The sequence below is a fragment of the Nocardioides immobilis genome (assembly GCF_003515065.1).
GTDB lineage: Bacteria > Actinomycetota > Actinomycetes > Propionibacteriales > Nocardioidaceae > Nocardioides > Nocardioides immobilis.
Genome location: NZ_QXGH01000029.1, coordinates 94783 through 108822, shown reverse-complemented (window position 1 = coordinate 108822; position 14040 = coordinate 94783). Strand labels below are relative to the sequence as shown.

The 14040-nt window shown below is 71.4% G+C and carries 14 protein-coding genes; 4 read left to right on the top strand and 10 right to left on the bottom strand.

All coding sequences use genetic code 11. The features are described 5' to 3' along the window. Positions 1-23: 23 nt before the first annotated feature. Together D0Z08_RS22940 and D0Z08_RS22935 are read left to right on the top strand one after the other, a co-directional pair. A complete protein-coding gene (locus tag D0Z08_RS22940) occupies positions 24-635 on the top strand; it encodes a hypothetical protein (RefSeq protein WP_147381515.1) in 612 nt (203 codons plus the stop codon). Further along, positions 635-1522: an LCP family protein gene (locus tag D0Z08_RS22935; RefSeq protein WP_118927600.1), complete on the top strand. Its 888-nt coding sequence runs from the start codon at positions 635-637 to the stop codon at positions 1520-1522. Before D0Z08_RS22940 ends, D0Z08_RS22935 begins: the two co-directional genes overlap by 1 nt. Here the strand turns inward: D0Z08_RS22935 and D0Z08_RS22930 are convergent. The 9 genes from D0Z08_RS22930 to miaA all read right to left on the bottom strand — a co-directional run bounded on the left by D0Z08_RS22930 (position 1519) and on the right by miaA (position 11236). Beyond that, positions 1519-2172: a response regulator gene (locus D0Z08_RS22930; RefSeq protein ID WP_118927599.1), complete on the bottom strand. Its 654-nt coding sequence runs from the start codon at positions 2170-2172 to the stop codon at positions 1519-1521. The genes D0Z08_RS22935 and D0Z08_RS22930 overlap by 4 nt on opposite strands. 2 nt (positions 2173-2174) lie before the next feature. Next, a complete protein-coding gene (locus tag D0Z08_RS22925; RefSeq protein WP_147381514.1) occupies positions 2175-4445 on the bottom strand; it encodes a sensor histidine kinase in 2271 nt (756 codons plus the stop codon). 51 nt (positions 4446-4496) lie between these two features. After that, positions 4497-5273 carry an SDR family NAD(P)-dependent oxidoreductase gene (locus tag D0Z08_RS22920; RefSeq protein WP_118927622.1) on the bottom strand — a complete coding sequence of 259 codons (777 nt, stop codon included), beginning with the start codon at positions 5271-5273 and terminating at the stop codon, positions 4497-4499. 65 nt (positions 5274-5338) lie between these two features. Continuing rightward, positions 5339-6187: a diaminopimelate epimerase gene (gene dapF, locus D0Z08_RS22915; RefSeq protein WP_118927597.1), complete on the bottom strand. Its 849-nt coding sequence runs from the start codon at positions 6185-6187 to the stop codon at positions 5339-5341. Continuing rightward, a complete protein-coding gene (locus D0Z08_RS22910) occupies positions 6180-6815 on the bottom strand; it encodes an MSMEG_1061 family FMN-dependent PPOX-type flavoprotein (RefSeq protein WP_118927596.1) in 636 nt (211 codons plus the stop codon). Before D0Z08_RS22910 ends, dapF begins: the two co-directional genes overlap by 8 nt. Further along, complete coding sequence (ggt, locus tag D0Z08_RS22905) at positions 6812-8668, bottom strand: gamma-glutamyltransferase (protein ID WP_118927595.1); 1857 nt, start codon at positions 8666-8668, stop codon at positions 6812-6814. The genes D0Z08_RS22910 and ggt overlap by 4 nt, the downstream gene beginning before the upstream one ends. A 77-nt stretch (positions 8669-8745) precedes the next feature. Beyond that, positions 8746-9318: a dihydrofolate reductase family protein gene (locus D0Z08_RS22900; protein WP_118927594.1), complete on the bottom strand. Its 573-nt coding sequence runs from the start codon at positions 9316-9318 to the stop codon at positions 8746-8748. After that, the gene (locus D0Z08_RS22895) at positions 9315-10235 is read right to left on the bottom strand and encodes a helix-turn-helix domain-containing protein (RefSeq protein WP_118927593.1); all 921 of its coding nucleotides are present in this window, start codon (positions 10233-10235) and stop codon (positions 9315-9317) included. Before D0Z08_RS22895 ends, D0Z08_RS22900 begins: the two co-directional genes overlap by 4 nt. A 68-nt stretch (positions 10236-10303) precedes the next feature. Further along, entirely contained in the window at positions 10304-11236 is a 933-nt protein-coding gene (gene miaA, locus D0Z08_RS22890; RefSeq protein ID WP_118927592.1) for a tRNA (adenosine(37)-N6)-dimethylallyltransferase MiaA, read from the bottom strand. A gap of 82 nt (positions 11237-11318) precedes the next feature. Between miaA and D0Z08_RS22885 the strand changes: the two genes are divergently transcribed. Then, positions 11319-11522, top strand: coding sequence for an antitoxin (locus D0Z08_RS22885; RefSeq protein ID WP_245994325.1), 204 nt, complete (start codon positions 11319-11321; stop codon positions 11520-11522). A gap of 23 nt (positions 11523-11545) precedes the next feature. Further along, on the top strand, positions 11546-12031 hold the full coding sequence (locus tag D0Z08_RS22880) for an NUDIX domain-containing protein (RefSeq protein ID WP_118927590.1): 486 nt from the start codon (positions 11546-11548) through the stop codon (positions 12029-12031). Here D0Z08_RS22880 and D0Z08_RS22875 read toward each other — a convergent pair. Next, positions 12028-13863: a sigma-70 family RNA polymerase sigma factor gene (locus D0Z08_RS22875; RefSeq protein WP_118927589.1), complete on the bottom strand. Its 1836-nt coding sequence runs from the start codon at positions 13861-13863 to the stop codon at positions 12028-12030. The two genes, D0Z08_RS22880 and D0Z08_RS22875, sit on opposite strands and share 4 nt — an antisense overlap. Positions 13864-14040 lie beyond the last annotated feature (177 nt).

Here is a 14040-nt window from a genome sequence, read left to right as displayed (position 1 = left end):
GGGCATACGTCATCATGGCTGCCATGGCCTGCGCCCCGGGAAGAATCCGCGGAACCGGCTCCGCCGGGATGCCGGTCCGCATCTGCCTCGCACTGATCGCCTGCCTGCTGGGACTCGCCTCCTGCTCGCCAGACGAGCCGGACGATCCGCCTGGGAACGGCGAGGAGGTCGCCCTCCACCTGGAGCTCGTCTACGGCGAGGACGATCTCGACGCAGCCACCCGGATCGAGGTCGAGACCGAGGTCGGCGACGTGCTGTCGCGCTACGTCGCGGGCGCATTCCTCGGGGACTACCCACGCCAGGACTTCGTCGCCTCCTTCGAGGACTTCACGCCCCGGGCGGCCCGCTCGGCGGCGACGCACATCGAGGTAATGACCGGCACCGGGTTCGAGGACGCGTCCTCGGTGCGGGCCTCGGCGCTGGACGCCCGGCTCTCGCTGTTCGCACCGCCGGACGGCGTGCTCGCTGCCACGGCCACGATCGACTTCAAGTTCGAGGTGACCCAGGACAGCACGACGTCGACCGCTACGCTCAGCGGCCGCCTGATGCTCGTCCGGGAGCAGGGCAACTGGTCCGTCTTCGGGTACGACGTCGAGCTCGACGACGGCGGCGCCCTGGATGCGGCGGTCTCGTGATGAGCCGGCGCGCCCTGACCCGGCTGGTGTCGCTCGCGGTGGTTCTCGCCGTCGGCTGCCTCGTCGTCCCGGACTCCGCAGTGCACCCCACCCGGATCAGTCTCACCAAGGTCGAGAACGCCCGGAGCGTCGACTTCGCCGACGACGTCGTGTGGATCCTGGTGCTGGGTTCGGACGCCCGGCCCGGGCAGGACCTCGACGAGGGCAACACCGACGCCATCCACCTCGTCGGCCTGGAGGTCCCCTCCCGCCGCGCGGCCGGCATCGGCATCCCCCGTGACTTCTGGATGCAGCTTCCGGACGGGCTCGATCGGATCAACACCGCCTATGAGGAAGGCGGCGGGGAGCTAGTGGCCGCACTGGTGGAGGAGCTGGTGGGCTTCGCTCCCCACTACGTCATGGCCGCCGGGTTCGACACCTTCCGCGACCTGGTCGACACGGTCGGCGGGATCACCGTTCACGCTGACGAGGCGCTGCCCGACCTCGGCATACGACGGGGACGCAACGACTTCGACGGCGCCCAGGCGCTGGACTACGCGCGCAATCGGGAGTTCATCCGCGGCGACTTCGTGCGCTCCGCCAACCAGCAGCAGATCATGATCGGCATCCTCCGTCAGCTGCTGGTGCGCGAGGACGAGGAGGGTTTCATCGAGGGTGGCGCCATGGCGGCGCTGCAGGGGCTCAGCACCGATCTCCCGCCGACGGATCTCTACCGGCTCGCCCAGGCGGTCACCCAGATCCGGCCCGACCGCGTCACCACCTGCATCCTCCCCGGCACCGACGAGACGACCTCGGGCGGTGGCGCGGTGCTGATCCCGGACGCGGACGCCGCCCGGCGGATCGGCGACGACGTGCGGGACGACGCCCGCGTCGATGGCGACTGCTAGTCAGGTGTCTCCAGGCCGGCCTCACGAGCGAGGATGACCGCCTGCGCCCGATGTGCCACCTGCAGCTTGGCGAAGATGTTGCTGACGTGGTTGCGGACGGTCTTCACCGACAGCCCCAGCTCGCGGGCGATCTCAGCGTTCTCCAGCCCGTCGGCGATCCGCCCGAGGATGATCCGCTCCCGTTCGGTGAGCTGTGGGAAGGTCTGCGAGGTCGGCTTCAGTCGGACGCCGCGGAAGTACGACATCATCCGGTCCGCGATGCCCGGACCGAAGATCACCTCACCGGCGGAGACGGCCTCGATCGAGCGAAGGATCTCGCTGCGTCGCGCACCCTTGAGCAGGTAGCCGCGCGCGCCGGCCCGGATGGCGGCGAAGACCGATTCCTCGTCCTCCATCATCGTCAGCACCAGGACACCGATGTGGGGCGACGACTGCACGATCCGCGCCGTCGCCTCGACGCCGTTGAGGCGTGGCATGTGCAGATCCATCAGGATGACGTCGGGCTGCTGCTCGAGAGCCACCTCGACCGCCGTACGACCGTCGGCGGCCGTGCCGACGAGCTCGACGGAGTCGGCGGCGGTGAGCATCGCCTCCAGGCCCCGACGGAAGTTGTCGTGGTCGTCGACCACCATGACGCGCAACGGTTCCATGCCTACCTCGTGCTCTCCTGCGACGGCGCCCCCAAGGGAAGCCGCACGGTGACCACCGTGCCGCCGGGGGCCGACGAGACGGTGCAGGTGCCGCCCAGCTCCTCGGTGCGCTCGCGCATCGAGGTCAGGCCGACACCGGGGGCTGGGTCCGCTGGCATTCCGACCCCGGAGTCGCGGACCTCGATCCGGAGTGCATCGCCGTCGCGACGAAGGGACACGGCGCAGCTCCCCGCCTCGCTGTGCCGGACCGCGTTGGCAACCGCCTCGAGCACGATCCGGTACGCCGCGACCTCGACCGCCGCGGGAAGCGGCTCCAGGTCGTCGTCCGCCTCGACGGACCAAGCGAGCCCGTCGCGCGCGGTCGTGTCGCCCGCCAGGTTGTGCTGGTCGGCGCGCTGCCGGAGCGCGGTGACGAGGCCGAGCTGGTCGAGGGCCGGAGGACGCAGGCCGTCGATCACCCGGCGTACCTCAGTGATCTCAGCCCGGGTCTGGTCGGAGAGCTGACCGAGCAGGACGGCGGCCTTCGCGGGGTCCTCGTCGAGCAGGTCGCGGGCAGAGTCGAGACCCATCGCGAGCGTCGCCAGCGATGGCCCGAGCCCGTCGTGGAGGTCGCGGCGCACCCGGCGACGCTCCTCCTCCCGCGCGCTCACGATCCGCTGTCGGGAGCGCTGGAGCTCCCGGTTGATCGCCACTGCCTGCACCAGCGCCCCGACCTGGCTCCCCACGTCCGCGAGGAGGCGCCGGTCGCCGGGCCCGAAGGGGTCACGACCGACGGCGACCTGGAGCCGCATCCGGCCCAGCGTCGCGCCACCGGCGACCAGGTCGATGTCGGTCGTACGGCCGCGCTTCTCGCCGATCGACGCCTCGATCTGGTCGAGCCCGCCCTCACCGAAGACCTCGATCGATGCGTAGCTGAGCTGCAACCGGCGAGCGAGCACGCGGAGCGTCTCCTCGAGCGCCTCCTCCGGCGCCGTCAGCGGGTCGAGCCGTCGCAGCTCGGAGACCACCCTGCCGGGGAAGGCACGGTCGCCGTAGACCAGCCGCCGGACCGCCCGCTGCAACCCGACCGCCACGGGGAGCAGGAGCAGCGCCACTACTCCCCCGGCCACCATCGCGTCGAAGGACGTGTCCGAGGCGAGGTTGACTGCGCCAGCGACCGCCACGAACACGCTGCCGACCAGCGTCGCGAGCAACGCCTGCACCAGCGCGCGCCGTACCGTCGGCTCGATCTCCTCGAGCCGGAAGCGCAGCATCGCGACCACCACGCTGCACAGCACGGCCCCGACCAGCGGGGGACCGAGGATCTCCCACGGCACCAGCGCGGCGTCGCCGAGACCCGCCGGCAGGTCCACGAGCAGGACGCGGGCCGCCAGCCCGCCGACGACCGCCAGGAGCAGCAGCCTGAGAGCGAGCCGGTCCACGGTGTCCTGCGCCCGGAGATAGGTCACGACCAGGACCAGCAGCATCGCCGGCAGGGCAGCGGCCAACGCAGGGACGGCCACCGTGACGAGGTCCTGCAGTCGGTCCGGTTGGTCGTCGGCGCGGTTCACGACGGTCAGGACCCAGACGAGGTAGCCGCCGTACGGCAGCGCGACCACGGCCGGGACGACCCACGGCCGGTGACGGAGCCATCCCGGCGGCGTGCCGAGGGCGACGGCGGAGAGCAGCAATGCGCCCAGCCCCAGCGCGAAGGCCCCCTCGCCCACGAGCTGCGGCCAGACTCCGCGGGCACCGGCGAGGTCGATGGCACCGAGACCGAGGGGCCAGGACGTCAGCCCGCCGGACATCAGCGCCGCGCCCGCGAGGAAGGAGCGGGAAGCGGCCGACCCGGGCCGACGCCAGAAGGCGAACGAGGCGAAGCCCAGCAGCAGTGGTGCAAGCGACACGGTGGAGAGGTTCGCGAGGATCGCGTCGCCGATCGGGTACCGGGTGAGCGGCACCTCGATGTCGATCTCGTGGTCGATCTCGGCCGCCGGGCGCCGGATCTCGTACAGCGGCGCGTCGCCGTCCGACCAGCTCCCGGAGCCGCCGTCCGACAGCCAGTCCTCGACGGTGCGACCGTCGATCCGGAGGACGGTGTCGCCCTCGATCAGCGGCGTGTCGCCGTACGCACGCAGCACCCGGACTCCCGTGCCCCACCGCTGGTCCTCGTCGATCGAGCTCGACGAGACAGCGGTGCCGTCGGACGGTCCGGACAGCAGTGCGACCGCGATCCAGGCGACCGGCATCGCCCAGGCCGCGGTGACCACGAGAAACCGTCCTGCGCGCGACATCTTCCGCCCATGGTCGCGCTGATTCCTCCTGCGCGCCGGGAAACTGCCGCGTTACTTGGGAGGCATCCGGATGCCGCCGTCGACGCGGACGACCTCGCCGTTCATGTAGGAGTTGGTGAGGCACTCCATCACCATCGAGGCGAGCTCGTCGCCGCTGCCGAGACGCTTGGGGAAGAGCACGTTCTGGCCCAGGTTGGCCTTGAACGCGTCCGAGTCGGGGCCCTCGCCGTAGATCGGCGTGTCGATCAGGCCGGGGGCGACCGTGTTGAGGCGGATGCCAGCCGCCGACAGGTCGCGCGCGACCGGGAGGGTCATGCCGACGACGCCGCCCTTGGAGGCGGAGTACGACGCCTGGCCGATCTGGCCGTCGAAGGCCGCCACGCTCGCCATGTTGACGATGGCGCCGCGGCAGCCGTCCTCGTCGGGGTCGTTGAGGCTCATCGCGGTGGCGGCCTGGCGGACCATGTCGAAGGTGCCGACCAGGTTGATCGCGATGACCTTCTGGAAGGCCTCGAGCGAGTGCGCCGACTCGACGGTGCCGTCACGGCCGATGGTGCGCTGGGCCCAGCCGATGCCCGCCGAGTTGACGACGGCACGCAGCGGAGCGATCTCAGCAGCGGCCTTGACCGCCGCGGCGATCTGCTCGGTGTTGGTGACGTCGACCTGGGCGAAGACGCCCTTGATCTCCTCGGCAAGGGCCTCACCCTTGTCGGCCTGGAGGTCGGCGACGACGACGGTCGCGCCGCGGGCGGCGAGCTGGCGCGCGCACGCGGCCCCGATGCCTGATGCGCCGCCGGTGACGATCGCGGATGATCCGGTGAGTTCCATGGGGGCGAGCATAGGGGTGCGCCGCCGACCGTGACACCATCGGTGTCACAGTCAGAGACGACGGATCAGAGCGAGGTCGTGCCGGCGGCGACGACCACGGCCGGGCCGGTCATCAGGATCCGGTCGTCGGCGGTCCAGCTGATCCGGAGGGTCCCGCCGGGGAGGTCGACCCGGTAGTCGGTGTCGCGCGGAGCGGCGTCGGCGAGGGCGGCGGCGACCATCACCGCGCAGGCGCCGGTGCCGCACGAGCGGGTCTCGCCGGAGCCGCGCTCGTGGACGCGCATCGCAACATGGGCCGGCGCGCGTCGTACGACGAACTCCACGTTGACGCCGTGGGGATAGACCGCCTCGTCGTGCACGGGCGGGTCGAGCAGGTGGCCGGCGTCGGCGAGGTCGTCGACGAACGCGACCGCGTGCGGGTTGCCCATGTCGACGTGCAGCGCCGGCCAGGTGCGGTCGCCGACCGACACCTCGGTCTCCTCCAGCACCTTGGGAGTGCCCATGTCGACGGTGATCTCGCCGTCGGCACGACCGCCGGCGAAGGAGAGGACCTTGATGCCGTCCCGGGTGCCGACCGGCACCGGGCCGGTGGGGTCGACCAGACCCCCCAGGGCAAGGTGACGACCGAAGACGCGGATCCCGTTGCCGCACATCTCCGACAGCGACCCGTCGGAGTTGCGGTAGTCCATGAACCACTCGGCCTCGGTCTCGACCGGCTCGACCAGCTGCCGGTAGTAGATCGAGGTCGTCGAGACCACTCGCAGCACGCCGTCGCCGCCGATCCCGGCCCGTCGGTCGCACAGCGCCCGCACCCGCTCGGGGCTGAGGTCGCCGTGGACGGTGCCGTCGTGGTCGGGCAGGAGGACGAAGTCGTTCTCGGTGCCGTGGCCCTTGAGGAAGGGGTACTCATCCATAGAGCTTCTCCTCGTACGCCGGGCCGTAGTGGGCGTCGAGCGCCTCCACCGGTACGTCGGGCGCCTCGGCGCGGTGCGCGAGCACGGCCCGGCGCTCCACGAGGGCCTCCGGCTCCCAGGTCTCGGGGCGCCACAGCTGGGAGCGCAGGAAAGCCTTCGAGCAGTGGAAGAAGATCTCCTCGATCTCCACGACGAGCGCCAGCACCGGCCGGTGCCCCTTGACGACCATCGCGTCGAAGAACGGGGCGTCGGACACCAGGCGGGCCCGGCCGTTGATGCGGAGCGTGTCGCCGCGACCGGGGATCACGAAGACAAGGCCGACATGGGGGTTCTGGAGGATGTTGCGGTAGCCGTCGGCCCGCCGGTTGCCCGGCCGTTCGGCGATCGCGACCGTGGTGTCGTCGACGACATGGACCAGTGACCCGGCGGGGTCGCCCTTGGGCGACACGTCGCAGCGGCCGGCCGCATCGGAGGTGGCGACCAGGCAGAACGGCGACGCCGCGAGCCAGGCGCGGTCGTCGTCGGACAGTGCCGCGCGGTCCTTGGTGAGCACCCGCTCGCCGGGCACACCCAGCAGCGCCGTCAGCGCGGCGTCGTCAGCGATCTCGGTCCAGACGGGGGCGCTCACTCGTCAAGGGTAGGCCGGACCACGTACGCCGCCCCACCACCCCGCCGCGTCGGCTCGGCGACGGCCGTCATCCTCAGGCGCGGCCCGAGCCCGATCGCGGCGACCGCCCCGATCTCCGCGCGGCTGGTGCCGGGCGGACCCGCGACGGCGAACTGGTGACCGTAGTCCCCGAGCACACCAGCCCACCTGTCGATGAAGGCCTGCTCGGCGGTCACCGCGGTCGTGTTGCGCTGGGAGGCGCGCGGCGCCGCGACTGCGCCCGGCAGGGTCATGCCGAGGTCCAGCCGGTTGACGAGCACCTGGAGGACGGTGGTGATGATGGTCGACCCACCGGGCGAGCCGAGCGCGAGCACCGGCCTCCCGTCACGCAGCACGATCGTCGGCGACATCGAGCTGCGCGGCCGCTTGCCGGGCTGGATCCGGTTGGGGTCCTCCTCGTCGTAGACCGTCGAGAAGTCGGTGAGCTCGTTGTTGAGGATGAACCCGCGGTCGGGGACCACGATCCCCGAGCCGCCGGTCTGCTCGATCGTCAGCGTGTAGGCGACGACGTTGCCCCAGCGATCGGCGGTCGTGAGGTGCGTCGTCGAGCGGCCCTCGGTGTCGGAGTCGGCGGCACCGTCGCCGGCAGCGCCGCACACGCCGTCGTACGACGACACGTCGCCGGGCATGACCGGCTTGGTGGCTGCGGTGTCGGGGTCGATCAGGCAGGCGCGCTCCCGGGCGAAGGTGTCGTCGAGCAGCTGCTCGGTCGGCACGTCGACGTACGCCGGGTCGCCGACGTACTCGCCGCGATCAGCGAACGCGAGCGCCGTCGCCTCGAGGTAGTGGTGCAGCACGTCCCGCCGCTGCATCGCACCGAGGTCGAACTGCTCGAGGATGTTGAGCGACTCCCCCACCGTGGTGCCGCCCGACGACGACGGCGCCATCCCGAACACGTCGTAGCCGCGGTAGCCGATCCGGGTCGGCGCCTGCAGGAGCGCTTCGTAGGTGGCGAGGTCGGCCCTCGTCATGCTTCCCGGCGGGGCCGGCAGGTCGGTCCGGCCGCTCAACGGCGGCTCCTGGACCGTCGCCGCGATCTGCGCACCGAGCCGACCTTCGTAGAACCAGTCCGTGCCACGGTTCCCGAGCCGCTCGTAGGTGCGGGCAAGGTCGGGGTTGCGGAAGCGGCTGCCGACCACCGGCAGTCCGTCGTTCAGGAACAGGTCGAACGTCGGCTCGAACGTGCGGAACCGGGCGGCGTTCTCCTTGGTCTGCAGGCGGAAGGTCTCGTCGACGACGAAGCCATCGCGGGCCAGCCGGGCGGCCGGCCGCAGTGCCGACCGCAGCGACAGAGAGCCCCAGCGGTTGAGCGCCCGCGCCCAGGTCGCCGGCGTCCCGGGCACACCGACGGAGACGCCGCTGGTGACCAGGTCCGGGGAGAACGGGTACGGCTCGCCGGTGTCGGGGTCGATGAACGCATCGGGCTGCATCGCCGCGGGCGCGGTCTCGCGGCCGTCGATGGTGGTCACCCTGCCGTTGTTCGCGTTGTAGAAGACGAAGTAGCCGCCTCCGCCGATCCCCGCACTGTAGGGCTCGGTAACGCCGAGTGCCGCCGCCATCGCGACCGCGGCGTCGACAGCGTTGCCGCCGCGCGCGAGCACGCGGCGACCGATCCGCGACGCGTAGGGGTCGACCGAGCTGACCGCACCGCCGCGACCGACCGCGGTCGGTGTCTTGGGCGGTGTCTCGGGCGGAGCACCGGACCGGTCGGCCGAGGGCTGCGGCGCAGCGCCGGCACCGTCGAGGCCGGTGGACGTGCCGAGCAGGGCGAGGGCGAGGGCGCACGACGCGACGAGCGCGGTCGGACGGGGCATGGGGACCTCCCGAGAGTCGGAACCGTGGTCTCACCATGCCCCCGCTGGTGTGGGATGTCGAGGGCGCGCCTCGCACCTCAACCAGCGGCGGGGGGCTGGTCCTCCTTCAGCGGCCCGACGTACCGGTAGCGGGCCGCGATGAACGCCTTGTTCTGCGTCGCCTCGAGCAGCTCCAGGTCCAGTCGGCGCGGCAGGATCGGGCGACCGGCTCCGAGCGTGACGGGCGCGATGTAGGTGATCACCTCGTCGAGCAGGCCCTCGTCGGCGAACTGGCCGACCAGGTCTCCCCCACCGACCACCCACAGGTCCTTGCCACCCGCGGCAGCCGCCATGTCGTCGTACACCTCGCGCACGCTGCCGGACGCGAACCGCACGTCGGGGTCGACCCCCTCGATGACCGGCGGCTTGAGGTCGCGGTGCGTCATCACCCACGACGGCATCGAGTAGAACCACTGGTCGGGTTCGTGGGCGCGGACCCACTCGTACGTCGTCGCGCCCATCACGATCGCGCCGATGTCCTTGATGAAGTCGTCGTAGTTGAGCGGGCCCTTCTCGTCCTGATCCTGCCGGAAGAGCCACTCGAGCGAGTCGTCGGGATCGGCGATGTAGCCGTCGAGCGTGGTCGCCGTGTAGTAGGTCAGCTTCGTCATGCGCCGGCTCCTCCGTCCTCGCCCCGTCGGGCGCGCAGCCAGTTGATGGGATCGCCGTCGTCGATCTCGACGTCGGCGCCGCGCAGCATCTGCCGTACCAGCTGGCGGCGATGCGCTGCGAAGGACAACACGTGCGCGACCACGCTGCCCATCTGGAAGCTCTCGGGCGGATCGCACAGCGCGTCGATCAGCCGGTCGTCCCACGCACCGCGGCTCTCCGTGTCACGGACGAAGCCCAGCCAGCGCGCGGCGACGGCGTCGTGCCGCTCCAGCAGCGTGGCGGGATCGTTGGCCTGCTCCTGGGGGAAGTCGGTGCCCTCGATCGCGGCCAGCCAGACCTCCTTGGTGAAGACCTGGTGCTCGAGGACGTTCACGATGGACGAGTCCTCACCGTCCCAGCGCAGCACCGTGTGGGCAGGGAAGCGCTCCTTGCGGTACTCCTCGTCCGGGAGGCCCTTCGCGACCTCGAGCAGGTGGCGGGTGTCGTCGAGGTCGTGCTCGACGAGCTGTCCGGTCAACGGGTTCATCGGCTGCTCCGTGGTGTGCACCCACAGCGACATCGGTGGGTGGAAGTGGATTCCGTTGTTGGCGGGGAGCCAGTGGCTCTCGGCGTACGTGCTGGGCGGATGCCCGAACGCCCTCGTGAACGCGCGGCCGAACCCCTCGACGCTCTCGTAGCCGGCGTCCCACGCCGCGTCGGTCACGCTGGTCCCCTGCCGGATCTGCCACGCCGCCCGCTCGAGCATCACCCGGCGCCGCATCGCCACCGGTGCCTCGTAGGCGCTGCGGGAGAACAGCCGGTTGAAGTGGTACGGCGACGCGTACGCGTCACCCGCCATGTCGGTCAGCGTCCGGTTGTCCTCGTCGAGGACCGCGTCGAGCAGCTCGCGGAGTCGGTCGCGCGGGGTGTCGGCCATGCGAACAGTCTCACCCCGAGGGTGGGTCCTGCGCCTGACCGTTCTTGCGCAGCGCCCGACTGATGTAACTACATCACTGCCGCGACCACCGCCAGCGCCTGGTCCACCCGATCGGGAGCGTCGTGCTCGACCCAGGTGATCCGGGGGTCGTTCTTCCACCAGGCGAGCTGGCGGCGGGCGAACTGGCGGGTGGCGATCACGGTCCGCTCGCGGGCCTCGTCGAGGGTGAGGTCGCCGGCCAGGTGGGCGATCACCTGCTGGTAGCCGATCGCCCGCGACGCCGTACGGCCCTCGGCGAGGCCGTCGTCCAGCAGCCGGCGCACTTCGTCGACGAGGCCGGCGTCGAACATCTCCTCGACCCGCTGCTGGATCCGCTGCTCGAGCAGCTCGCGGTCGATCCGGACGCCGATCTGCACGGTGGCGGGCTCGACGTACTCCAGCTGCGGGAGGGTCGCCGAGAACGGCCGGCCGGTGAGCTCGATGACCTCGAGCGCGCGGACGATCCGGCGGCCGTTGTCCGGCTGGATCCGGGCGGCGGCCTCCGCGTCGCGCTCGGCGAGGCGGGCGTGCAGGTCGGCGGCTCCGCGTACGGCGAGCTCGGCCTCCCACGTCGCGCGGAGCGCGGGATCGGTGCCCGGGAACTCGAACCGGTCCAGCACCGCGCGGGTGTAGAGCGCGGACCCGCCGACCAGCACCGGCGGCTTGCCCTCGTCCCGCAGATCGGCGATCACCCTGCGGGCCCAGCCCTGGAACTCCGCCACGGTCGCCGGGTCGCGAACGGTGAGCAGGTCGAGCAGGTGGTGCGGGATGCCGCGCCGCTCGGCGACGGGCAGCTTCGCCGTACCGATGTCCATGCCGCGGTAGAGCTGCATGGCGTCGGTGTTGACGATCTCGCCACCGAGACGTTCGGCCAGGTCGAGCGACAGGCTGGTCTTGCCGGCAGCGGTCGGCCCCACGATCGCGACGATCGGAGTCGTCGATCGGGGACTGTCTGAGGCCATGGTGGCAGTCTGCCAAGGCGGGCTAGGGTGGGCCGGACGCGGCCCGGCGAGCGGGCCGATCGATCAACACAGGGGGTTTCTCGTGGGCTTCTTCGACAGCGCGAAGGACAAGCTGACCGACGCGGTCGACAGCCAGGGCGACAAGATCGCCGACGGCCTCGACAAGGCCGCCGACCTGGTGGACGACAAGACCGGCGGCAAGTTCGGCGACAAGATCGACATGGGCGCCGACAAGGCGAAGGACGCGCTCGACGGCCTCGACGGCCAGGACGACGACATCAACTGACCACCACCCAGGCAGCACCTCAGGTGACCGTTCAGGACCCGGCCACGGGCGCCGAGCGCTTCGTGATCGTCCCGGCGTCGTACGTCTTCTTCCTGCGGGAGTACGACGACGCGGTCACCGAGGTGCTGCTCCAATTGCGGCGCGGCACCGGGTACATGGACGAGCACTGGGCGGCTGCTGCCGCCGGCCACGTGGAGCGGGGCGAGACCGCGGAGGCGGCCGCGCGGCGTGAGGCGGCCGAGGAGGTCGACGTCACCGACCTCGGGCTGGAGTTCCTGACGGCGATGCAACGTACGGCGCACGACCTGCCCATCGACGAGCGGGTCGACTTCTTCTTCGCCGCCCGCACCTGGAGCGGCGAGCCACGGATCGTCGAACCCGCCAAGTGCGCCGACCTGCGCTGGTTCCCGCTCGACGCGCTCCCGGACCCGGTGGTGCCGCACGAGCGGTTCGTGCTCGATGCGCTGCGGTCGGGACGGGTACCGCCACTGACGAGCTTCGGGTTCTAGAACGCTCCCTGGTCGACGACTTGGCCGTTCGACCTGACGGTGACCGTGCCCGGAGGGCTCTTGTTGATGTTCGGAACCAGGGCGCGCGCATCGACCTCGACCGCGGGAGGCTGCACGCCGGTGTAGTCGAACGTGCAGGTCACCGGACCGCCGAGGAGGACGAGTGGGTTGAGTGCGCCGTCGCAGGCCCAGCCCGTCTGGGACTGGCCGAAGAGGAACACCGGCTGGGTGAAGTCGAAGACGACGTCGACCGTCGCCGGCCGCGTTCCCTGGACATCCAGCGTGACCCGGAACTCCCAGGGGGTGATCAGGGGCGGCCCGTTGCGTTGTTCGTCGACGTCCGTGAGCGTGACGCACGGGTAGTAGGCGCCGAGGTCGCCTGCGAAGTGGGTCGTGGCGCCGTCGGCGATCACGTAGCCCTCGTCTGTGGACGCCTCGACCTCCCACGGCCCCTCGGTCCCGCTGCCGGCCGTCCGGTCGTAGCTGACGCCCTCGGTCTCGGGGAGGTCGAGGGAGCCGTCGGTGCCGCAGGCGGAGATGTCGACCTCGACCGGCGCCTCCGGCACGACCTCGACCGGGTCCGGCGGTTCGGTGGGCTCGGTGGGCTCGGTCGGCTCGGTCGGCTCCGAGGATGGCTGGGTCGGCTCCGAGGATGGCTGGGTCGGCTCCGAGGACGGCTGGGTCGGCTCCGACGTCGGGGTGGTGGAGGTCGGGGCGGCCGCCGGCGGCTCGAAGGCGTCCGGCTCGTCGGTCGACGTGGCGGCGGGTGGCTCGTTGGCCGGTGGCTCGTTCGCCGGAGGCTGGTCGGCCGGAGGCGGATCCTGGTTCGCGTCGTCTGCGACAGGAGACTCGGCGGTGGTGTTGTCGCGCGGCTCGTCCTTGGCCGCCACCACCGCGAACGCCACGCCACCGGCGAGGCCGCAGGCCACGGCTGTGGCGACCGCGCCGACCACGAGCGGGTTGGGTCCTGACCCGCCGGGCGATCCACCGGGCGTCGTACCGGCTGCACCGGCTCCCCCGGCTCCGGCCGCTCCCGCGAACCAGAGCAGGCCGCCCTTGTTGGCGCCGGCGATGCCCCAGAGGACGACGGGGAACAGCCAGGCCGCGAGCTTCTGGTTGACCCGGTCGACCGCGACGAACGCCACGCCGCAGGCGCTGCAGTCGTCGAGGTGGTCGGCGACCTTCTGCTGGGCGCGCGGGCTGAGGTCGCCCCGGACGTACTGGCTCATCCGGGTCTGCGTCCAGCCGCACTGGCCACCCGCGGCCGGTTGGAAGTGCTGGTCGAGGTAGGCGCGCTTGAGGCCCTCGCGGGCCCGGTAGGCCAGCGACGAGACCGCGCCGGCGTCCATGTCGAGGAGGCCGGCGACCTCGGCCGGCTTGCGGCCCTCGACCTCGAGGTGCCAGAGGACCTGCTGCCACGACCTCGGCAGCGTCGCGAGCGCGGTCACGGCGACGTCGCGGTCGAGGTCCTCGACGAGCTCTTCCACCGGAGGGAGTACGTCGTCGAGGAGCCACGGCTGGTCGGACGACGGCGACTCCTTGGTGCCGCGTAGGCCGTCGCGGAACCCGTTACGGATCGTGACCTGCAGGTAGGCGCGGAAGTCGTCGGTCGGGCCCCGCCCCGCCTGCAGCTGGGCGAGCACCTTCGCGAAGGACTCGGCGACCAGCTCGTCGGCCCCGTTGTCACCGACGAGGATCCGGGCCAGGCGGGTCGCCGGGTCGATCTCGCGCTTGTAGAGCTCACCGAACGCGTCGCTGTCTCCCGCGCGGGCGCGCTCGAGCAGGAGCGCGTCGTCCGCGTCGTCCCCGGTGCGGGGAGGGAGATCGGTCATGGGTCTGCCTCGGTCGTTGCCGGGGGGAACCCGAGCGCACCCCCCGATGCACCTCCCGTCCAACGAACGGGAAACAGCAACATCATGCCGCCAAAAAAGATTCTTGGACTAATTCTCAAAATCGCGTGATGTTCGCGAGCCCGTCCCGTCTTGGTTGGTGAACGCGGAGGCCATGGG